At 74.3% G+C, this 19980-nt stretch carries 19 protein-coding genes and 1 tRNA gene; 12 read left to right on the top strand and 8 right to left on the bottom strand.

The window, feature by feature from the left end; translation table 11 throughout:
* Positions 1–40 precede the first annotated feature (40 nt).
* A complete protein-coding gene (locus OG618_RS09970) occupies positions 41–1003 on the top strand; it encodes an electron transfer flavoprotein subunit alpha/FixB family protein (RefSeq protein ID WP_329486970.1) in 963 nt (320 codons plus the stop codon).
* 145 nt (positions 1004–1148) lie between these two features.
* Here OG618_RS09970 and OG618_RS09965 read toward each other — a convergent pair whose 3' ends face one another.
* On the bottom strand, positions 1149–1583 hold the full coding sequence (locus OG618_RS09965) for a hypothetical protein (RefSeq protein ID WP_329486969.1): 435 nt from the start codon (positions 1581–1583) through the stop codon (positions 1149–1151).
* Positions 1584–1814: 231 nt separating this feature from the next.
* On the opposite strand from OG618_RS09965, the gene OG618_RS09960 reads away from it, so the two are divergent.
* From OG618_RS09960 to OG618_RS09940, 5 genes are all read left to right on the top strand, one after another.
* Complete coding sequence (locus OG618_RS09960; RefSeq protein ID WP_329486968.1) at positions 1815–2966, top strand: acyl-CoA dehydrogenase family protein; 1152 nt, start codon at positions 1815–1817, stop codon at positions 2964–2966.
* 77 nt (positions 2967–3043) lie between these two features.
* A complete protein-coding gene (locus tag OG618_RS09955) occupies positions 3044–3790 on the top strand; it encodes a TetR family transcriptional regulator (protein ID WP_329486967.1) in 747 nt (248 codons plus the stop codon).
* A gap of 230 nt (positions 3791–4020) precedes the next feature.
* Complete coding sequence (locus OG618_RS09950; protein WP_329486966.1) at positions 4021–5415, top strand: chloride channel protein; 1395 nt, start codon at positions 4021–4023, stop codon at positions 5413–5415.
* Between the two features lie 84 nt (positions 5416–5499).
* Complete coding sequence (locus OG618_RS09945) at positions 5500–5769, top strand: hypothetical protein (protein WP_329486965.1); 270 nt, start codon at positions 5500–5502, stop codon at positions 5767–5769.
* 49 nt (positions 5770–5818) lie between these two features.
* A complete protein-coding gene (locus OG618_RS09940; protein ID WP_329486964.1) occupies positions 5819–7069 on the top strand; it encodes an SWIM zinc finger family protein in 1251 nt (416 codons plus the stop codon).
* Between the two features lie 178 nt (positions 7070–7247).
* Here OG618_RS09940 and OG618_RS09935 read toward each other — a convergent pair.
* Positions 7248–7335, bottom strand: a tRNA-Leu gene (locus OG618_RS09935).
* Between the two features lie 291 nt (positions 7336–7626).
* On the opposite strand from OG618_RS09935, the gene OG618_RS09930 reads away from it, so the two are divergent.
* The 3 genes from OG618_RS09930 (at position 7627) to OG618_RS09920 (ending at position 10649) form a co-directional block, all read left to right on the top strand.
* Positions 7627–8973, top strand: coding sequence for a M20/M25/M40 family metallo-hydrolase (locus OG618_RS09930; protein WP_329486963.1), 1347 nt, complete (start codon positions 7627–7629; stop codon positions 8971–8973).
* Positions 8974–9232: 259 nt separating this feature from the next.
* Positions 9233–9475, top strand: a complete 243-nt coding sequence (locus tag OG618_RS09925; RefSeq protein ID WP_396489491.1) for a chaplin — start codon at positions 9233–9235, stop codon at positions 9473–9475.
* 346 nt (positions 9476–9821) lie between these two features.
* A complete protein-coding gene (locus tag OG618_RS09920) occupies positions 9822–10649 on the top strand; it encodes a chaplin (protein ID WP_329486961.1) in 828 nt (275 codons plus the stop codon).
* A 382-nt stretch (positions 10650–11031) separates the two neighbouring features.
* Here the strand turns inward: OG618_RS09920 and OG618_RS09915 are convergent, their stop codons facing one another.
* Complete coding sequence (locus OG618_RS09915) at positions 11032–11241, bottom strand: DUF5703 family protein (protein WP_329486960.1); 210 nt, start codon at positions 11239–11241, stop codon at positions 11032–11034.
* Positions 11242–11571: 330 nt separating this feature from the next.
* Between OG618_RS09915 and OG618_RS09910 the strand changes: the two genes are divergently transcribed.
* The gene (locus OG618_RS09910) at positions 11572–12177 is read left to right on the top strand and encodes a hypothetical protein (protein ID WP_329486959.1); all 606 of its coding nucleotides are present in this window, start codon (positions 11572–11574) and stop codon (positions 12175–12177) included.
* 199 nt (positions 12178–12376) lie between these two features.
* On the opposite strand, the gene OG618_RS09905 is transcribed toward OG618_RS09910, so the two are convergent.
* The 4 genes from OG618_RS09905 to OG618_RS09890 form a co-directional block, all read right to left on the bottom strand.
* Positions 12377–12937, bottom strand: a complete 561-nt coding sequence (locus tag OG618_RS09905; protein ID WP_329486958.1) for a cysteine hydrolase family protein — start codon at positions 12935–12937, stop codon at positions 12377–12379.
* A gap of 178 nt (positions 12938–13115) precedes the next feature.
* Positions 13116–15026 carry an ATP-binding domain-containing protein gene (locus OG618_RS09900; RefSeq protein ID WP_329486957.1) on the bottom strand — a complete coding sequence of 637 codons (1911 nt, stop codon included), beginning with the start codon at positions 15024–15026 and terminating at the stop codon, positions 13116–13118.
* A gap of 97 nt (positions 15027–15123) precedes the next feature.
* Positions 15124–15345, bottom strand: a complete 222-nt coding sequence (locus tag OG618_RS09895; RefSeq protein ID WP_329486956.1) for a hypothetical protein — start codon at positions 15343–15345, stop codon at positions 15124–15126.
* A 226-nt stretch (positions 15346–15571) separates the two neighbouring features.
* Positions 15572–16552, bottom strand: coding sequence for an aldo/keto reductase (locus OG618_RS09890; RefSeq protein ID WP_329486955.1), 981 nt, complete (start codon positions 16550–16552; stop codon positions 15572–15574).
* A gap of 347 nt (positions 16553–16899) precedes the next feature.
* Between OG618_RS09890 and OG618_RS09885 the strand changes: the two genes are divergently transcribed.
* Positions 16900–17949: an LLM class F420-dependent oxidoreductase gene (locus OG618_RS09885; protein ID WP_329486954.1), complete on the top strand. Its 1050-nt coding sequence runs from the start codon at positions 16900–16902 to the stop codon at positions 17947–17949.
* 70 nt (positions 17950–18019) lie between these two features.
* Here the strand turns inward: OG618_RS09885 and OG618_RS09880 are convergent, their stop codons facing one another.
* On the bottom strand, positions 18020–19003 hold the full coding sequence (locus OG618_RS09880) for a magnesium and cobalt transport protein CorA (RefSeq protein WP_329486953.1): 984 nt from the start codon (positions 19001–19003) through the stop codon (positions 18020–18022).
* 177 nt (positions 19004–19180) lie between these two features.
* On the opposite strand from OG618_RS09880, the gene OG618_RS09875 reads away from it, so the two are divergent.
* A complete protein-coding gene (locus tag OG618_RS09875) occupies positions 19181–19894 on the top strand; it encodes a histidine phosphatase family protein (protein ID WP_329486952.1) in 714 nt (237 codons plus the stop codon).
* Positions 19895–19980: the final 86 nt, after the last annotated feature.

Below are 19980 nucleotides of genomic sequence, written 5' to 3'. Positions count from 1 at the left end.
CCCATCACGAGCCCACAGCGAAGTACGGAGACATTGAGCAATGGCTGAGATTCTCGTCCTGGTGGACCACGCCGACGGTGCGGTCCGCAAGCCGGCCCTCGAACTGCTGACCCTGGCCCGCCGGATCGGCGAGCCGTCGGCGGTCGTGCTGGGCGCCGGTGCGGCCGCAGCTGAACTCGCCGCCAAGGCCGGCGAGTTCGGTGCGGCGAAGGTGTACGTCGCGGACGGCGCGGAGTTCGCCGACCAGCTGGTCGTCCCGAAGGTGGACGCGCTGGCCCAGATCGCCAAGGCGACCGGTGCCGCGGCGGTGCTGGTCACCTCCTCCGGTGAGGGCAAGGAGGTCGCCGCGCGGGTCGCGCTGCGGATCGGCTCCGGCATCATCACCGACGCCGTCGACCTCCGGGCCGGCGCCGACGGCCCGGTCGCCACCCAGGCCGTCTTCGCCGCCTCGTACACCGTCGACTCGCGCGTCAGCAACGGCGCCCCGGTCATCACGGTGAAGCCGAACGCGGTGGCCCCCGAGGCCGCTCCGGCCGCGGGTGCGGTGGAGAACGTCACCGTCGAGTTCACCGGCAACGCCGCCAAGGTCACCTCGCGCACCCCGCGGGTCTCCTCCGGCCGCCCGGAGCTGACCGAGGCCGCGATCGTGGTCTCCGGCGGCCGCGGCGTCGGCGAGGCGGCCGGCTTCGGTGTGGTCGAGGAGCTGGCCGACGCGCTGGGCGCGGCGGTCGGTGCCTCGCGCGCCGCCGTCGACGCCGGCTGGTACCCGCACAGCAACCAGGTCGGCCAGACCGGCAAGCAGGTCTCCCCGCAGCTGTACGTGGCCAACGGCATCTCGGGTGCCATCCAGCACCGGGCCGGCATGCAGACCTCGAAGACCATCGTGGCCGTCAACAAGGACCCGGAGGCCCCGATCTTCGAGCTGGCGGACTACGGCGTGGTCGGCGACCTCTTCGCCGTGCTGCCGCAGCTCACCGGCGAGGTCCAGGCCCGCAAGGGCTGACCGCACGACCGAGCACGACACGCCGGAGGGCGTGGCACCGAGTACCCGGTGCCACGCCCTCCGGCGTATGCGCTGCTGCCCCGCGCGGCGTGCGTCCCGCAGGTGGTCCAGGCCTGCTCCGCGACGCCCGCGGCACGTGTGCGGACTACTCGGCGCAGGCCGCCAGGTGCTGGGTGAAGCCGCCCTGGTTCGGCGGCAGCGGGCGCGGCTCGACGGGCTGGACCCGCTCCGGCTCCTCCTGCGGCAGCAGCGTGAGCTCCGGCTGGTCGGAGTCGGGGGCCGGGGTCAGTCGGACCCGGGTGCCCACCGGGACGGTGCTGCGCAGACCGCTGACGATGCACCAGACGTCGAAGCCCTCGGCCATCCGGATCAGCGACTTCTGCCGGGCCAGGGGCGTCCTGGCCTGCTCGACGGCGCACCGGCGCACCACGCCGGTGCCCTGGCTGCGCTCCAGGCGCAGGTCGGTGGAGCCGCAGGTGGGGCAGAGCAGCCGCTGGAAGGTCGGGTTGCTGCACCACGTACAGCGCTGGAAGTACAGCGGGGTGCTGTCGATGTCGGCGTCGATGGCTGAGTGGACCACGGTGTCATCTCCCTGCACTCGGACTGGGCTGCCGGCTCGCTGTGCGTCGCCGGCGTACGGCCGGCGGGCGGCCGGGGTGTGTCCTCGGCGTACGTCCGCGATACGGCCTCCGTACGCCAGCAAAAGGATAGGGAACTCAGTACCGCCCTGGGAAGGCACTGAGTTCCCTTTTTGCTACGCGCATGCATAATGAAGGGTACTGAGTACCGTCGCGAAACAGGAGTGCCGATCATGAGCCAGGACTTCGATCTCTTCCGGATCTCCGAGGAGCACGAGATGCTGCGTGAGGCGGTGCGTTCGCTGGCCGAGGCGAAGATCGCTCCGTTCGCGGCGGAGGTGGACGAGGAGGGTCGGTTCCCGCAGGAGGCGTTGGACGCGTTGCGGGGCAACGACCTGCACGCGGTGCACGTGCCGGAGGAGTTCGGTGGTGCGGGGGCGGACGCGCTGGCGACGGTGATCGTGATCGAGGAGGTGGCGCGGGTGTGTGCCTCGTCGTCGTTGATCCCGGCGGTGAACAAGCTGGGGTCGTTGCCGGTGCAGTTGGCGGGGTCGGAGGAGTTGAAGGCGAAGTACCTGGGGGCGCTGGCGCGGGGTGAGGGGATGTTCTCGTACTGCCTGTCGGAGCCGGAGGCGGGTTCGGACGCGGCGGGGATGCGTACGCGTGCGGTGCGGGACGGTGATTTCTGGGTGCTGAACGGGGTGAAGCGCTGGATCACGAACGCGGGGGTGTCGGAGTTCTACACGGTGATGGCGGTGACGGATCCGGAGCTTCGGTCGAAGGGGATCTCGGCGTTCGTGGTGGAGAAGGGTGACGAGGGGGTGTCGTTCGGGGCGCCGGAGCGGAAGTTGGGGATCAAGGGGTCGCCGACGCGTGAGGTGTACTTCGACGATGTGCGGATTCCGGCGGATCGGATGATCGGTGCGGAGGGGTCGGGGTTCGCGACGGCGATGCGGACGCTGGACCACACGCGGGTGACGATCGCGGCGCAGGCGGTGGGGATCGCGCAGGGGGCGTTGGACTACGCGAAGGGGTATGTGCGGGAGCGTCGGCAGTTCGGGAAGCCGATCGGTGATTTCCAGGGTGTGCAGTTCATGTTGGCGGACATGGCGATGAAGCTGGAGGCGGCGCGGCAGTTGACGTACGCGGCGGCGGCGAAGTCGCAGCGGGGGGACGCGGATCTGACGTTCTTCGGGGCGTCGGCGAAGTGTTTCGCGTCGGACGCGGCGATGGAGATCACGACGGACGCGGTGCAGTTGCTGGGTGGGTACGGGTACACGCGGGACTACCCGGTGGAGCGGATGATGCGAGACGCGAAGATCACGCAGATCTACGAGGGCACCAACCAGGTCCAGCGGATCGTCATGGCCCGCAACCTGCCGTAACGGCCGCGGGCGGGGTGCCGCGGGCACCCCGCCGCACACCTGGCCCGGCTGTTCGAAGCCGGTGCTATGTTCCGGGAATGAGCGAGAAGGAAGAGCAGGACCAGCCCATGAACGACGGTCCGCCGAAGCCGGCGATGCGTGAAGCGCTCGTCGCCGCCGCCTTCGAACTCTTCCTGGAGCGGGGCTTCGAACAGACCACGATCGACGACATCGTCTCGCTCGCCGGAGTCGGCCGGCGCTCCTTCTTCCGCTACTTCCCGGCCAAGGAGGACGTGGTCTTCCCCGACCACGAACGCAGCCTCGCCGAGATGACGGAGTTCCTGGAGTCGGGCACCGGCGAGGAGGACCCGGTCCGGCACGCCTGCGACGCCGCCCGCCTCGTCCTGCGGATGTACGCCGAGCAGCCGTCCTTCTCCGTCCAGCGCTACCGGCTCACCCGCAAGGTGCCCGGCCTGCGGGCGTACGAGCTGTCGGTGGTCTGGCGCTACGAGCACATGCTCGCCCACTACCTGCGCGGGCGCTTCGCCGCACGGGCCGACGGGGCCCTGCGCGCCGACGTGATCGCGGCCGCGGTGGTCTCCGCACACAACCACGCGCTGCGCACCTGGCTGCGCTCCGGCGGCGAGAGCGACTGGACCACCGAGGTGGACGCGGCGATGGCCTTCGTCACCGGCACCTGGAGCGACCGGCCGGCCGAGGCGGTGCCGGACGGCGAGGCGGACGACGTCGTGGTGCTGGTCGCCAGTCGGCGGGCGCCGCTCTGGCGGATGGTGCAGGGCATCGAGAGCGCGCTGGAGGAGTCCCGGCAGGTCCCGCAGGCCTGACGGGCCGCGGCCGCGGCCGCGGCGCGCGGCGCCGACCACGGACCGACCCGGGCACCCGCTCGTCCCCACGGCGCCGACCCCGGGCACCCGCTCGTCCGTACGGCGCAACCCGCTCGGGGCGCGCCGCGCCGGAACGCCGACCACCGCGCGGGCGCCGGTACCGCGGGCGAGACTCGGTCCCAGGACGGGACCGGGCAGCGGCCGGCTCCGGTGAGCGCGAAGGAGCGGGCATGCCCGAGCAGACCGGTCGGCCCGTCGGCGGACCCGAGGCCGTGCGCGCGGTACTGCTGAAGAAGGGCTACCTGGTCCTCCTGCTGATCTCGGCCGTCGTCGGCATCCCCGTCTCGCTCGCCGCGTTCGGCTTCGTCAGCCTGGAGCACGAACTCCAGCACTGGGTCTGGGAGAGCCTTCCGGACAGCCTCGGCCTGGACCGGGCGCCCTGGTGGTGGCCGCTGCCCGCGCTGCTGCTCGCCGGCCTGCTGCTCGCCCCGATCGTCACCCGGCTGCCCGGCCGCGGCGGCCACGTCCCGGTGGACGGACTCGGCGGTCCGCCCACCCTCCCGGTCGCCGTACCCGGCGTGGTGCTGGCGGCCCTGGCCTGTCTGCCGCTCGGCGTCGTGCTCGGTCCCGAGGCGCCGCTGATGGCCCTGGGCAGCGGCCTCGCCCTGCTCGCCGTCCGGCCCGCCTGGCTGACCGCCAAGCCCCAACTGGGGCCCGTGCTCGGCGCGGCCGGCTCGGCGGCGGCGATCTCCACCATCTTCGGCAGTCCGCTGGTCGCCGCCGTGATGATCATCGAGGGCGCCGGCCTCGGCGGGCCGCAGCTGACGGCGCTGATCCTGCCGTGCCTGCTGGCGAGCGGCATCGGCGCGCTGGTGTTCACCGGCTTCGGCCACTGGACGGGGCTGTCGATCGGGGCCCTCTCGCTGCCCTCGGAGCCGCCGTCCGGCGTCCCGGACCCGGGTGACTTCCTCTGGGGGGTCCCGCTCGCGGTCGTGGTGGCGGCGATCTGCGTGACCGGCCGGCTCCTCGGCACCCGGGTCAAGGGGTACGTCACCGGCCTCCCGGACCGGCCCGCGCCGACCCGGCGGGCGACGGCCGTCCGGACGGTGCTCTGCGCCGTCGCCGTCGGCGCCTGCATCACCGCGTACGCGCTGCTCACCGGGCGCTCGCCGGAGGAGGCCGCGCTCTCCGGACAGGCCACCCTCGGCGAGCTGGCCGCCGATCCGGCGTCCTGGCCGGTCGGCGCGCTGCTGGCGTTGCTGGTCTGCAAGGCGCTCGGCTGGGGCATCGCGCTGGGCGGCCTGCGCGGTGGTCCGATCTTCCCGGCGCTCCTGATCGGCGCGACCCTCGGGATCGCCTGCGGGCCGCTGCCCGGTTTCGGCTTCGCCCCGGGGCTGGCGGCCGGCCTCGCCGCCTCCGCCGCCGCGGTCACCCGACTGCCGGTCACCAGCACCGTGCTCGCGTCGGCACTGCTCGGGGCCGACTCGGCGAACTCGATGCCGCTGCTGATCGTCGCCGCGGTGACGGCCTTCGTGGTCGCCGAGACGATCCACCGGCTCGGCCGCCGCCGGGCCGGGGCCGCACCCGCCGGCGGGGCCCCGCCGGAGCGGCCGGCCGAAGGCTGACGGGCGCCCGCCCGCGCCCCGGCGCCCGTGGTCCATCCGGGTGAGCCCCGGATTCACCGGCCGACACCTGGGCACTCTCGCTCCGTGACCACTTCTGCTCCCCGCCGCCGACGCCGCCGCTCGGCCGCCCCGCACCGGACGCCCGCTCCGGCGCACACCTTCGCCCCGAAGCACACCTCCGCCCCGGCCACCGTGCCGGGCCCGAGCGCGCCGGCCTCCCCGCGCGGGCCCGCGACCGCCACCGCGGCACCGCGCTGCTGCGCGGTCTCCACCACCGAGCACCGCTCCCTCGGCGGGACCATCATCCGCACCCACCGCCACCACCCGGCCTGCCCGGTCTGGGCGGCCCGTTGAGGCGACCGAATCCGGTCGGCCGGCCGGTGCCGTTTGCTTGAATGACAGGGTGACGAGCAGCGCCGGATTCACCGAGGACGACCTGAGCGGCCTGGCCGGGCCGCGCTCCTTCGAACGGGGCCGGGGCTACCGGGACGCGGTCGCCGAACTCGACGTCGGGGCGGAGCGGTTCACCGCGGTCGTGAGCGGCACCGAGGCCTACGAGGTGGTGCTCGAACTCGACGCGGAGTACGGGCTGTCGGGCGAGTGCGACTGCCCCTACGGGCTCGACGGCAACTTCTGCAAGCACTGCGTCGCGGTGGGCCTGGTGGTGCTGGAGAAGTGGCACGAGCTGCCCCGGCTCAAGGCCGAGGCGACGGCGCGGGCCGGCAGCCTGGAGTCCTGGCTGGGCTCGCGCTCGCGCGAGGACCTGCTGCTCCTGGTACGCGAGTTGATGGACGGCGACCGGACCCTGCGGCGTCGTCTGGAGCTCCGGGCCGCGACCGCGCAGGCCGATCCCGCCCAACTGCGCTCCCGGATCACCGATCTGCTCGCGGTGGGCCGCTTCAGCCGCTACGGGTACGTCGAGTACGCGGACGCCCAGGCGTACGCGCTCCAGGCCGGCGAGGCGGTGACCGCCGTCCGCGCGCTGACGGCGGAGGGGCAGGCCGGGCAGGCGATCGCCCTGGCGCGGGAGGCGATCCGGCTGCTCGGCCGGGCGTACGACCGGATCGACGACTCCGCCGGGTGCGTCGGCGGGGTCGCCGCCGATCTCGACGAGGCCCACCTGGAGGCCTGCCGGTCGGCGCCGCCGGACCGCGCCGAGCTGGCCGACTGGCTGGTCGACCGGCTGCTGGGCGACCACGACCACCTGGTGGAGGCGGAGCTGGCGGACTACCGCGACCTGCTGGGCGGGCCCGGTCTGCGCCGGGTCCGGGAGCGGGCGGAGGAGGCCGCCCGGCGCAGTCCCGCCGGCCGGGCCGAGCAGGACCTGATGAAGCAGCTGGCCAAGGCCGAACGGGCCCTCGCACGGGCGGCCGGCAAGGGCGTCCCGGGCCCGAGGCCGCCGGCCGGACCGGGCCCCGGCGACCCCGGCCGGCCCGGGGACGCCCTGGAGGGGTACCGCCGCGCGATCGAGCGGCTCGGTCCGCTCACCGGCGACGCCCGCTACCGCGAGCTGGCCCGGCTGCTGCTGGAGGTCCGCTCCTGCCACCGGGCACTGGGGACGGAGCCGGCGTTCGCGGCCGAACTCGCGGCCCTGCGGGCCGACCACCGGCGCAAGCGCAACCTCCTGCGGATCCTGGACGAGCACGGCCTCTGACCAGCCATGGCGGCCGCTCCGGTCCGGCGGCGCGGGCGGGGACCGGCGGCGGACGCACGGGGGCGACCTCCCCGGCGGCGGTCGCGGAATCTCACGCGGTGACCGCCCCGCGGGCCGGGTGGTCGGTCCCACCGTGCCCGGGAAACGCAGAAGACCCCTGATCAACAGGGGTCTTCGTTGGTGTCCGAGGGGGGACTTGAACCCCCACGCCCGATAAAGGGCACTAGCACCTCAAGCTAGCGCGTCTGCCATTCCGCCACCCGGACCGGGTGTTGTCTCCGCGGCCTCGTCGGCCGCGCTGACAGATGTAACTGTAGCAAAGATCGGCTTGCGCTCCCAAAACGGCCCCGGATCGCCGGGCAGGGGCGGTGACCTGGGCAAGGGGCGCTCTGTGGCGGGGGTGTGACCAGCGGATTTCGCCTCGGTTCCCGGGGGCCCGCGGGGTGGATACGGCTGGGGGCCTGGGGGAGGATGGGCGGACGTGCTCGTACGCCCGGGTGCAGGTCCCGGGGGTAAGGCGCCGGTGCGTCGGTGCGGGCCAGAGACGAGGAGTGACCGTGAGCGAGCGGAGCGAGTCGACGGCGGGGCGGGCGGCGGCGCCGAAGGTGACGGCCGAGTCGGAGGTCGCCGGGATCTGTCGCGACCTGATCCGGATCGACACCAGCAACTACGGCGACGGCTCGGGCCCGGGGGAGCGCAAGGCCGCCGAGTACGTCGCGGAGCAGCTCGCGGAGTTCGGCATCGAGCCGCAGATCTTCGAGTCCGCCAAGGGGCGGGCCTCGACGGTCGTCCGGATCGAGGGCGAGGACCGTTCGCGTCCGGGCCTGCTGATCCACGGGCACACCGACGTCGTGCCCGCCAACGCGGCGGACTGGACGTACGACCCGTTCTCCGGCGAGATCGCGGACGGCTGCGTCTGGGGGCGCGGCGCGGTCGACATGAAGGACATGGACGCGATGACGCTGGCCGTCGTGCGCGACCGGCTGCGGACCGGGCGCAAGCCCCCGCGGGACCTGGTGCTGGCCTTCGTGGCGGACGAGGAGGCGGGCGGCACCTACGGCGCCCGGTACCTGGTCGACAAGCACCCGGACCTCTTCGAAGGGGTGACCGAGGGCATCGGCGAGGTCGGCGGCTTCTCGTTCACCGTCAACGACCAGGTCCGGCTCTACCTGGTGGAGACGGCCGAGAAGGGCATGCACTGGATGCGGCTCACGGTCGAGGGCCGGGCCGGGCACGGGTCGATGGAGAACGACGACAACGCCATCACCGAGTTGTGCGAGGCGGTGGCCCGGCTCGGGCGGCACACCTTCCCGCTGCGGATCACCAAGACCGTCCGCGCCTTCCTGGACGAGCTGTCCGACGCGCTCGGCGTGCGGCTCGACCCGGAGAACATGGACGAGACGCTGCGGGTGCTGGGCGGCATCGCCAAGATGATCGGCACCACGCTGCGCAACACCGCCCAGCCGACGATGCTCGGCGCCGGCTACAAGGTCAACGTGATCCCCGGGCAGGCCACCGCCCACGTGGACGGGCGCTTCCTGCCCGGCTACGAGGAGGAGTTCCTGGCCGAGCTGGACAGCGTGCTCGGCCCGCGCGTGAAGCGCGAGAGCCTGCACTCGGACAAGGCGATCGAGACCAGCTTCGACGGTGCGCTGGTCGAGGCGATGCAGAGCGCCCTGCAGGCGGAGGACCCGATCGCGCGGGCCGTGCCGTACTGCCTGTCCGGCGGGACGGACGCCAAGTCGTTCCAGGACCTCGGCATCCGCTGCTTCGGCTTCGCGCCGCTGCAACTGCCGCCGGAGCTGGACTTCGCCGGGATGTTCCACGGCGTGGACGAGCGGGTGCCGGTGGACGGGCTCAAGTTCGGCGTGCGGGTGCTGGACCGCTTCATCGACGCCTGCTGAACGACCCTCCCGCCCGCGGGACGACGGCCCGCTCCCGGGGTTCCGGGGGCGGGCCGTCCGCATTGTCCGAGCTAATGATTTGGGACCGGGAAATGGAGATCGAGAGAAACGATTCTGCCGGTATCCACGGATCGATCATCCGTGCGGGTCATCACCGTTGCGGGTGAATGGGGAAAAGGTTCCGTACCCCGTTTGCCACACCGTCGTTCATTCCTATGCAGCCCGCCGAACGGGTTGCGCTGCTCATACAGGAGGAATGATGAAGGTCAAGAAGATCGCCGCCGTTGCCGCCGCCACCGGTGGCCTGGTGCTGGCCGCCGCCGGTGTCGCGTCCGCCCACGGCGGCGCCGCCGCCAACGGTGTGGCCGCCGGCTCCCCGGGCGTGGTCGCGGGCAACCAGGTTCAGATTCCCGTGCACATCCCGGTGAACCTCTGCGGCAACACCGTCAGCGTGATCGGCGTGCTGAACCCGGCGTTCGGCAACCACTGCGCCAACTTCTAAGGCGCCCGCGCGCTGAGCGCACGATGACCGGATGACCGGTCGACGGGTCGACCGGCCGGTGGGGCACCGGCCGACAGGTCGACGGGCCGATCACCGGAACGACTCACTTGGCCCCCGGGTGGCGGACGCGCCACCCGGGGGCGCTTGTGCGTCCGGACACGGCCGGGAATCGGCGGGCCGTCAGCCTGTTGTCGTGCCTCACTCGATCGGGTGAATAGGGTTCTTTCGGCTCAACCTCGCCGCTTGCGCCTCGTTGTCTCCTGTGCACTCGAAGACCTTTCCCGTTCGTCGGAAATTCCGACTTTCGGATAGGTCATCACGTCGTCTCGATACGTCAGGGGAAAATATGAGGAATGTAGCCAAGAAGGGGCTCCTCACGGCCGTGGCCACCGGCAGTGTCCTGGCCTCGACCGCCGGCTACGCCTACGCGGGCGCCGAGGCGCAGGGGGGCGCCGCCGGTTCGCCGGGCGTGGCCTCCGGCAACTCGGTGCAGGTACCGGTCGAGGTGCCGATCAACGCCTGCGGCAACACCGTCGATGTGATCGGCGTGCTGAACCCGGCGTACGGCAACCACTGCGCCAACGTCAGCGGGCACTCCGGCGGCGGCCACAGCGCCTCGGGGTCGTCCGCCTCCGGTGCGGCGGCGGGCTCGCCCGGCGTGGTCTCCGGCAACAGCGTCCAGGCGCCCGTGCACGTCCCGGTCAACGCCTGCGGCAACTCGGTCGACGTGGTCGGCGTCGGCAACCCGGCCTTCGGGAACGCCTGTGGGAACGAGGGCTCGTCGGTGGCCACCACCCCGCCCGCCAAGCCGGACGAGGACTGCCCCGAGGAGCACGGCTCGCACAACCCTCCGCCGCCCACCGGTCAGCCGTCCACACCGCCGTCGCACCCGGGCGGCGGTGAGACCACGCCCGGCAACCCCCGGACGGGCAGCCCGTCCGCCACCACCCCGGCGGCGCCCGGTGCGACCACTCCCGCGATGACCACCGCGGCCGGCGGCGGCCAGAGCGGTCAGGCCGTGCCGGCATCGGTGCGCACCGCCGCTCCCGAGGCGGCCGACAGCCAGCTGGCCTCGACCGGTGCGGGCGGCACCGAGCTGCTCGGCGCGGCCGGCCTCGCCCTGCTGCTCGGCGGCGGAGTGCTCTACCGCCGCGCCCGCGCCGGCGCGCGCTGAGCGTCGACCACGTGCCCGGCGTCGACCACGTGCCCGGCCGGTCGCTCCCGCCCGGGGCGGCGGGGCGGACGCCGGAGCGGGCTCCGGCCTGAGTGAGCGGCCGTGCCGCCGCGGCACCCCGGGTCGACCCCCCGGTGCGGCGGCGGCACGGCGGTGAGCGCCGCGCGAGCCCGGGTGTGGACGCGTGGTGCCTGCGGCCGTCCGAACCACGGACGGCCGCAGGCACCACAGACGGACAGCTCCGGACCGGCGGGAGCGCATACGCCGACGACCCGCTCGATCACGCAGTGTGAACGGAGGTACGGGCCGGGTCGTGCGCGACGCCCCGGCCCGAGGGGGCGTGCGGAGGCGGTAGCTCGTACCGGTCAGCGGGAGGGGCCCGTCACCAGCTCCGCACCTGCCGGATGATTCGCCGCCGCAGCAGCACCGTCCGGCTACCGTCCGGGAACAGCCGCAGCCTGTCCAGCTCCCAATGCCCGTATTCGGCATGGTCGGTGAGCAGCTGGCGCGCCGCGTTGCGGGAGGTACCGCGCGGCATGCGCAACGACTGGTACTCGTACTCCGGCTGCCGGACCGGCTTCGGTGAAGTCAAAACGCTCCTCCTGAGGGACACCTGCGAGCAAGCCTACGGCCTGCCTCCGACAACGGGCCCGGGTATTTTCGGCCGCCCTCCCGGCGGGACCCCGGCCGTACGCCTGACAGCTCATCAGTTCCTTTTCCGCTGTGGACGGGATACCCCGATCAGGGCCCGTGGAAGCGGCACGCGGGCGGCCCCGCCGTGCCGGATCCACGCGCTCCGCGCGGGCGTGCGCGGGTACAGAACCACGCGGATCGGACATCAGGGGGGAAGTTGCGGTGAAATCGCGGGTGTAGGTGACAACCGCTGTGCGTACCGACACCGAGGGGAGATAGCGTCTGCACCATGTCTGATGCCGCGCAGCCCACCATTGCCGAGGTACGCGCCGCCGCCGAGGCGGTCAAGGCCGCCATCGACCGTCATCTGGAAGCGGTGTCAAGCCCCAGCGCAGCGGACGATCCCGCTGTGTTCACCGCCTACGAGCAGCTCGCGACGGCGGCCATCGCCTACGACCAACTCCTCTACGAGGTCTACGACGAGGTCACCCCGTTCGAGGTCCCCGGGGACGAGGGGCCGGGCGGGTACAACGGCCCCGAGCAGCCCGAGGCGATCAGCGTCCTGATCCGCCGCGACTACCACGTGGTCGATCCGAAGCGGCTGCGCGCCCAGGCCGAGCGGCTGGACGACTCGCTGACCCCGGGCGGGGGCGGGTCGGGCGAGGTGAACGCCGCGATCGGTGTGCTGTTCGGCGAGTACGAGCCGGACGAGATCGCCGCCCGGAGCGAGGAGTTCGGCCTGGAGGAGGGCGACTCCACGCTCTGGGTCGCCGCCGCCGAGCCGACCGAGCCGGGGGAGTGGCTGCCGGAGCCCTTCGAGCACGCGGACCCGCAGCTGCTGATCTGCCGGTTCGACGTCAGCGAGGTCTACGACGACGAGGACCCGGACGAGTGACCTGAGCTCCGCCACCGCCCGCTCCGCCGCCCCGCCTGCCCGGGGCGGCGGAGCGGGACGCCGGGGCGGGGAGGACGGCCCGGGCCCCGCAGCTCCCGGCCGGCTGCTCGAACGCTTCTGCGAGCGCATGGTTTCGGACATTCCCGTCGGCCCCCGGAGTCGGCACCGCGGGGGCCCTCCCGGCCGCGTGGCGCGGCCGTCAGGACGTGGCGCCGAAATCGACGTCCTCGGTGCCCACCGTGCCGCCCGTCCGGCCGGGTGCCGTCTGGTACGTCCAGTACAGGTTGGTGTGGGCGATGACCTGGGCCGGCGGCGGCGCGCCCCAGGCGGTCTGGTCCTCGGTGGTGTGGGCATCCGCGACCAGGACCGCGTCGTAGCCCCGGACGAGGGCGCCGTGCAGCGTCGAGCGGATGCACTGGTCGGTCTGCGCGCCGGCGACGACGAGCCGGCCGACGCCGAGGTCCGCCAGCACGGTCTCCAGCTCGGTGTCCTCGAAGGTGTCGCCGTAGGTCTTCCCGACCAGCGGCTCGGTGTCGCCCGGCGTCAGCTCGGGGACGATCCGCCAGCCGTCGCTCCCCGGCTCCAGGTCCGGGTCGGAGTGCTGGACCCAGACGACGGGGACCTTCTCGTGGCGGGCCTTCGCGACCAGGCGGCCGATGTTGGCGACGACGGCGTCGCGCTCGTGCGCTTCCTCGACGACGCCGTTCTGCACGTCGACGACGAGCAGCGCGGTCCGCGGACGGCCTTCGAGTGTGGTCATGCTCTCCCCTTGCTCGTACCCGGCCACGGTGGTGGCCCCGGAGCACGCTAGACCCACCCTCCGACAGCGGACCGGCCCCGGCACCGAGGGGGGACCGGCCCGGTCCCCCCTCCGCGCCCGCGCGCCAGGGGGTGTTGCCAAGTCCCGCCGGGTCCGCGCGCGACTTGGCAGACACCCCTCAGTACGCCTGGGCGGCGTTCTCCGCGAGGATCGCCCGCAGCCGGGTGGTGCGCGGCGCGGCCGGGCGTTCGGCGACGGCCTGGGGCAGGGCCGGGCCGGCCGCGTGGACCACGGAGAGGTGGCGCTCGCCGCGGCCGAACGCGGTGTAGACCCACTGGCGGGTGAGGGCCGCGCCCGCCTCCTCGGGGAGGACGACGACCGCGCCCGGCCAGCGGCGGCCGACCGCCTGGTGGACGGTCAGTGCCCAGCCGTGCCGCAGCCGGCCGGCCTCGGCCGGCGGGACGCTGCGGCGCGAGCCGTCCGGGTACTCCAGGTGCAGGCCGGTGGCGTCGCCGTCGAGCACCCGGGCGGGGCGGACGACGCCGGGGGCGGGGGAGTCCACCACGCGGTCGCCCGGGTCGAAGCCGCCGAAGCGGCCCGGGCCGGGGTTGAGGGCGGCCTTGGCGGCGGCGTTCAGCGCCCGGGTGCCGGCCGAGCCGCCGTGGCCGGGGGTCAGCAGCACCACCTGCTCGGCGGGGATGCCGAGCGCGCGCGGGATGGAGTCGGTGAGCAGCTGGATGGCGCGGTGGACGGCCTCGCCGCCGTCCTTGGCGGTCAGGATGACCACCTCCTTGTCCGGCGCCTCGACCGGCTGCAGCTCGCCGATGCCGATGCCGGAGACCAGTTCGCCGATCGGACCGAAGTCCGGGGTGCGGGAGGCCACGGAGGGGCAGACCTTGGCGGTCAGCAGGTCGGCGAAGAACCGGCCCGGCCCGGCCGACCAGAGCTGGCCCGGGTCGCCGCTCAGGACCAGCCGGGTGCCGTCGGCGAGCGATTCCAGCAGGGTCGCGGCCAGCTCGACGTCCAGCAGCGGGGCGTCCAGCACGACGAGGACGTCGAGGGCGAGCGTGCCGTCCGAGGACCGGCCGGGGCCGGCCGTGCCGGACAGCAGCTCGGCCAGGGTGGCGGCGGGCAGCGGCTCGTCGGCCGGCCCGGCGAGGGCGTCCCGGCCCTGCTCGGTCCAGGTGGCGGCCCAGGCGCGCAGACCGAGGCCGGCGGCGGCGCGGACCAGCGCGACCGGCTCGGCGCGGGCGGCCTCGCCACCGGTGTGGGTGACCAGGGCGCTCTCCGCGGCGGCCCGGATCAGGGCGGTCGCCGAGGAGGACGGCGCCGCGGCGGCGGCCGCCTCCCAGGCGGCCGGGCCGGGGGCGGCGGGCGTGCCGGGAGCGTCGGCGCCGCCGGCCGGGCCCTCGACGGCCGGGCCCTCGTCGGCGCCCTCGGCGGAGGGGTCCCCGGCCGGGTCCTCGGTGGCGTCCTCGTCGGCCGGCGCGTCCGCCGCCGGAGCGGGCTCGGCCTCCTCGCCGCTCCCGCCCTCACCGCTGTCCGCCTCGTCCGGTTCGTTCACCTCGCCAGACCCGTCCACGCCGGGGACGAAGGTCGACATCAGCCGGACCAGGCCGTCGGCCAGGCTCTCCTCCGCCAGGGCCAGCCGCTCCAGCGCGAGCACGGTGCGGGTCGGCGGCTCGTCGTCCTCGTCGCCGCCGGCGGAGTGCGCCTCGGCGCCGGTCAGCTCCTCCTGGAAGGGCATCGCCCGGCCGTCGACCACGGCCGACTGCAGCGCGGCGGCGGCGTCCGGCAGGCCGAGGCGGTCCAGCCCGGCCGTCACCTCGCCGATCTCCACGGCGGAGTGGCCGCGCAGGGCGGCCTGCTCCAGCAGCCAGGGCACCAGCGCCTGGGCCCGGCGGGGGTCGCCCGGGCCGGCGGCGGGGCCGAGCAGCCCGCGGGCGAAGCCGTCGGCGTGCTCGGGACGGACGCCGGGCAGGGTCAGCACGGCCCACGGGTCGGCGCGCAGCTCCTCGGCGGCGCCGTCACCGAAGGCGGCCACGGCGGCGGGCGCGAGGTCGGTGGGCGCACCGCCGGCGGCCAGCACCTCGGCGGTGGCCCGCAGGGCCTCCGCGCGCTGCTCGTCGGTCTCGGCCTGGTACCGGGAGGGGCGGGCGGCGGCCGGTGCCGCGGCCGGGGCGGCCTCACCCGCCGCGGCGGCGCCACCCGCCGGGGCGTCCGAACCGCGCGGCGGCGCCCGGGACGCGCGGGGTGTTCCCGGAGGCCGGCGCGCCCGGGCGGGCCGACTGCTGCCCGACCACCCGGATCGCCTCCGCCAGCGCCGCGACGGCGGCCGCCTTGTCGGCGCCGTCCGTCCCCGGGGCGGCCGGGGACTCCTGCGGAGCGCCGTTCTCCGTGTCACTCATCGTTCGCTCCAAAAGATCACTCCACTGCTGGGGCGCCGGCCGCTCCGCGCCCGGAGCGGCCGCCGCTCGCGGCCGCCACGGGCGGCGCGCGGGGTCGGGCCCGACCGTGCCGGGGCCGAGCCGGCCCGCGGTCGGGTCGGGGCATCACGTCCGTCGTCGGCCGTCAACCCTCAGTGTGTCGGTCGTCGGTCGTCGAGATCCGGCCTGTCCGGCGGCGGCGCGAGCCCTAGAGCTCGGTCCACCCCTGGTCCGGATAGCGGTGGACCGGCGACGAGATGTCGTCGAGCGCACCACGGATCTCACCCGGAAGCGTAAGCGCCTCGACTGACAGTGCCGACTGCAGCTGTGCGACCGTGCGTGCCCCGACCAGCGCGCTCGCCACCCCCGGCCGGTCCCGCACCCAGGCGAGCGCCACCGCGAGCGGGCTGCTGGCCAGCCCGTCGGCGGCGGTGGCGACGGCGTCCACGATCCGCCGCGAGCGCTCTCCGAGGTAGGGCTGGACGAAGCCGGACAGGTACGGCGAGGCGCCGCGCGAGTCCTGCGGGACGCCGTGCCGGTACTTGCCGGTGAGCACGCCGCGGCCGAGCGGCGAGGAGGCGAGCAGCCCGACGCCCGCCTCCCGGGCGGCGGGCAGCGCCTCCCGTTCGAGGCCGCGCTGGAGCAGCGAGTACTCCAGTTGCGCACCGGCCAGCGGCACCCGGCCGTGGTGAGCGCGCTGCCAGGTGGCGGCGCGGGCGAGCTGCCAGCCGCTGTAGTCGCAGACGCCGACGTACCGGGCGCGCCCGGAGGTGACGGCGATGTCCAGGGCGCTGAGCGTCTCCTCGACCGGGGTCGCCGGGTCGAAGGCGTGCACCTGCCAGAGGTCGACGTAGTCGGTGCCCAGCCGGCGCAGCGAGGCGTCGAGGGCGGCGAGCAGGTGGCCGCGCGAGCCGTCGAAGCGGCGGGCGGAGTCGGGGACGCTGCCCGCCTTGGTGGCGATGACCAGGTCGGAGCGGGGGATCAGGTTGTCGGTAAGCCGGGAGAGCAGGTACTCGGCGCCGCCGTCGCCGTAGACGTCGGCGGTGTCGACCAGGTTGCCGCCCGCGTCGACGAACTCCTTGAGCTGCTCGGCGGCCTCGTGCTCGTCGGTGTCGCGGCCCCAGGTCATGGTTCCGAGGCCGAGCCGGGAGACCTGCAGCCCGGTACGGCCGAGGTGACGCTTTTCCATCGGACGGGCCCTCCACTGGCCGACAACACCGCTGATACCGCTGATACCGCTGAAACCACTCGTCCTGCTGAACCCGCCGGAACCGCGCGCCCCCGGCGCCGCCGGTGCCGCCCGCGCCCGGGCCGCTCGCCCCGTCCGCGCGGGCCCGGCAAACGCGCAGGTGGGGAGAGGCGTCCCCACGTCGGCTGAGCGTAGCGGCCGGTGCCCGGGCAGATGCGCAGACCCGCAGAACGATCAGCACCCGGGCGGCGGGTCCGAATGTGGCCCAGCCCACAGCTACCGGCCAGTAGCATGTCCGCCGGACGTGCGGTTACCCTCACGGACAACCCGACTGGAAGGCATGGCAGATGCGACTCGGTATCAACCTCGGCTACTGGGGCCTCGGCATGGACGCCGACAACATCGCCGTCGCCCAGGAGGCGGACCGGCTCGGCTACTCGGTCTGCTGGGCCGCCGAGGCCTACGGCTCGGACGCGGCCACCGTGCTGTCGTACGTCGCCGCCAAGACCGAGCGGATCGACGTCGGCTCGGCCATCTTCCAGATCCCGGCCCGCACGCCGGCGATGACCGCGATGACGGCGGCCACCCTGGACACCCTCTCGGGCGGGCGGTTCCGGCTCGGGCTCGGGGTCTCCGGCCCGCAGGTCTCCGAGGGCTGGTACGGCGTGAAGTTCGACAAGCCGCTGGCCCGCACCCGCGAGTACGTGGAGATCATCCGAAAGGCGATGTCCCGCGAGCGGCTGGTCCACGAAGGAGCGAACTGGACGCTGCCGCTGCCCGGCGGGCCCGGCAAGCCGATCAAGCTCACCGTGCACCCGGTGCGCGAGCGCATCCCGCTGTACATCGCCGCGATCGGGCCGAAGAACCTGGAGCAGACCGGCGAGATCGCCGACGGCTGGCTCGGCATCTTCTTCGCGCCCGAGCAGGCCGCGCTCTCCCTCGACCCGCTGCGGGCCGGCCGGGCCAAGGCCGGGAAGACCCTGGACGAGGGCTTCGACCTCTGCCCGACCGTCACCATCGCGGTCGGCGAGGACATCGAGGCCGGGGTCGACGCCCAGCGTTCCTACGCCGCGCTCTACATCGGCGGCATGGGCAGCAAGGAGAAGAACTTCTACAACCAGCTCGCCCGGCGGATGGGCTACGAGCAGGCGGCCGACGAGATCCAGGAGAAGTACCTGGCCAGGGACTACGAGGGTGCCGCGGCGGCCGTGCCGCACGACCTGATCGACGCCACCTCGCTGGTCGGCGACACCGCCCGGATCGCGGACCGGATGCAGGCGTACGCCGACGCGGGCGTCACCACGCTGACCCTGGCGCCGGCCGGCTTCAGCCTGGAGGAGCGGGTCCGGGCGCTGCGCACCGGCGTCGAGGCGATGGAGCGCGCCGGACTGGCCTGATCCGGCGGCGCGGGGGGCACGGGCCGGCCACTCCGTGTCCCCCGGCGCTCCGCGGACGGACGGACCGGGCCTACAGCCAGTCGTGCCGCTTGAACACCCGGTGCAGCACCAGGCAGACCAGCACCATCAGCGCCACCGCCGCCGGGTACCCCCAGACCTGGTGGAGTTCGGGCATGTGGTCGAAGTTCATCCCGTACACGCCCGCGATCATGGTCGGCACGGCGGCCAGCGCGGCCCACGCCGAGATCTTCCGCATGTCGTTGTTCTGCTGCACGCTGACCTGCGCGAGGTTGGCGCTCAGGATGTCGGAGAGCAGCCGGTCCATGCCCTCGACCTGGTCGTTGGCCTTGGCGAGGTGGTCGGCGACGTCCCGCAGGTACGGCAGCGCCTCGGGGCGGACGAACGGCACGCCGCCGCGCTCCAGCCGCAGCATCGGGTCCAGCAGCGGGCCGGTGGCCCGGCGGACGGTCACCAGCTGGCGCTTGTAGCCGTAGATCCGGCCGGCGGTGTCACGGCCGACCCGGTTGGGGGCGAAAACGTCGGCCTCCAGCTCGTCCAGGTCGGCCTGGAGCCCGACGGCGACGTCGACGTACCCGTCCACCACGGTGTCGCAGACCGAGTGCAGGACGGCGCTCGGCCCGTACCTCAGCAGCTCCGGCTGGGCCTCCAGCTCCGCCCGGAGCTCGCCGAGCGGGCTGTCGGCGCCGTGCCGGACCGTCATCACGAAGTCCTCGCCGACGAACATCATCACCTCGCCGCTGGTCACCGCGTGCCCGCCCGGGTGGTAGCCCAGCGTCTTGAGCGAGACGAACAGCGAGCCCTGGTAGGCCTCCACCTTCGGGCGCTGACGGGCGCTGACGGCGTCCTCCACGGCCAGCGGGTGCAGCGAGAACTCCTCGCTGACCCGGTCGAGTTCCTCGACGGTGGGTTCGAAGAGGCCTATCCAGACGAAACTGCCCTTGCCGGCCGCCCGCGCGGCGGCGAGGGCGCCGGTGTGGTCCTCGGGCGCCTCGATCCGGCGGCCGTCGCGGTAGATGGCACAGTGGACGATCATCGGGCCATTGTGGCCCCTCGGCGGGAGTGGTGGCGGCACAACGCCTCGCTCTGCACGGGCGCTCCACACGACCCGGCCCCCTCCGCCGCGCCACCGGTCCGCCGCTCGCCCGCCACCCGCCGCCGCGACCCCCACCCCTCGCCCGCGACCCGGCCGGGAGGCCGTACGCTGGGCTCCATGCCCACGCTGCTGCTCGTCCGTCACGGCCGGTCCACCGCGAACACCGCCGGAATCCTGGCCGGTTGGACACCCGGCGTGGATCTCGACGACACCGGGCGCGAGCAGGCCGCCGCGCTGGCCGGCCGGCTCGCCGCGATCCCGGTGGCGCAGGTCGTCAGCAGCCCGCTGGAGCGCTGCCAGCAGACCGTGGAGCCGCTGCTCGCGGTCCGCCCCGAGCTCGGGGCGGCGGTCGAGGACGAGCGCCTCGGCGAGTGCCACTACGGCGACTGGACCGGCCGCCCGCTGTCCGAGCTGGCCAAGGAGCCGCTCTGGCGCACCGTCCAGGACCACGCGGCCGCCGCCGCCTTCCCCGGGGGCGAGTCGCTGCGCGAGCTGAGCCACCGCACGGTCGACGCGGTCCGCGAGTGGAACGCCAAGGTCGCCGCCGAGCACGGCGAGGACGCGGTCTGGGTCGCGTGCTCGCACGGTGACGTGATCAAGGCGGTGGTGGCCGACGCGCTCGGCCTGCACCTCGACCACTTCCAGCGGATCTCCGTCGAGCCCTGCTCGGTCACCGCGATCCGCTACACCCCGCAGCGCCCCTTCGTGCTGAGAATGGGCGACACCGGCGACCTCTCCTCGCTCGCGCCGAAGCCGGGCGCCGGCGGCCACGGCGACCGGGGCGGCGACGCGACCCCGGCCGGGGACGCGGTGGTCGGCGGCACCGCCTGACCGACCCGCCCCCGGCCGGCACCCGCGCCGGCCGCCGTCGCCGCGGACCGGCCCCGACCGGCGCGGACCCCGGCGGACCCGCCCCG

It is taken from the genome of Kitasatospora sp. NBC_01246, from assembly GCF_036226505.1.
In the GTDB taxonomy this organism is placed as follows: domain Bacteria; phylum Actinomycetota; class Actinomycetes; order Streptomycetales; family Streptomycetaceae; genus Kitasatospora.
The sequence above is the reverse complement of the archived record's forward strand: the minus strand, read 5'-3'. Positions and strand labels throughout refer to the sequence as shown.

What these genes read in the sequence shown, in the direction of transcription:
- OG618_RS09970 (WP_329486970.1), top strand. Translation starts at nt 41, where the DNA reads ATGGCTGAGATTCTCGTCCTGGTGGACCACGCCGACGGTGCGGTCCGC.
- OG618_RS09960 (WP_329486968.1), top strand. Translation starts at nt 1,815, where the DNA reads ATGAGCCAGGACTTCGATCTCTTCCGGATCTCCGAGGAGCACGAGATG.
- OG618_RS09955 (WP_329486967.1), top strand. Translation starts at nt 3,044, where the DNA reads ATGAGCGAGAAGGAAGAGCAGGACCAGCCCATGAACGACGGTCCGCCG.
- OG618_RS09950 (WP_329486966.1), top strand. Translation starts at nt 4,021, where the DNA reads ATGCCCGAGCAGACCGGTCGGCCCGTCGGCGGACCCGAGGCCGTGCGC.
- OG618_RS09925 (WP_396489491.1), top strand. Translation starts at nt 9,233, where the DNA reads ATGAAGGTCAAGAAGATCGCCGCCGTTGCCGCCGCCACCGGTGGCCTG.
- OG618_RS09920 (WP_329486961.1), top strand. Translation starts at nt 9,822, where the DNA reads ATGAGGAATGTAGCCAAGAAGGGGCTCCTCACGGCCGTGGCCACCGGC.
- OG618_RS09910 (WP_329486959.1), top strand. Translation starts at nt 11,572, where the DNA reads ATGTCTGATGCCGCGCAGCCCACCATTGCCGAGGTACGCGCCGCCGCC.
- OG618_RS09905 (WP_329486958.1), bottom strand. Translation starts at nt 12,937, where the DNA reads ATGACCACACTCGAAGGCCGTCCGCGGACCGCGCTGCTCGTCGTCGAC.
- OG618_RS09895 (WP_329486956.1), bottom strand. Translation starts at nt 15,345, where the DNA reads ATGAGTGACACGGAGAACGGCGCTCCGCAGGAGTCCCCGGCCGCCCCG.
- OG618_RS09890 (WP_329486955.1), bottom strand. Translation starts at nt 16,552, where the DNA reads ATGGAAAAGCGTCACCTCGGCCGTACCGGGCTGCAGGTCTCCCGGCTC.
- OG618_RS09885 (WP_329486954.1), top strand. Translation starts at nt 16,900, where the DNA reads ATGCGACTCGGTATCAACCTCGGCTACTGGGGCCTCGGCATGGACGCC.
- OG618_RS09880 (WP_329486953.1), bottom strand. Translation starts at nt 19,003, where the DNA reads ATGATCGTCCACTGTGCCATCTACCGCGACGGCCGCCGGATCGAGGCG.
- OG618_RS09875 (WP_329486952.1), top strand. Translation starts at nt 19,181, where the DNA reads ATGCCCACGCTGCTGCTCGTCCGTCACGGCCGGTCCACCGCGAACACC.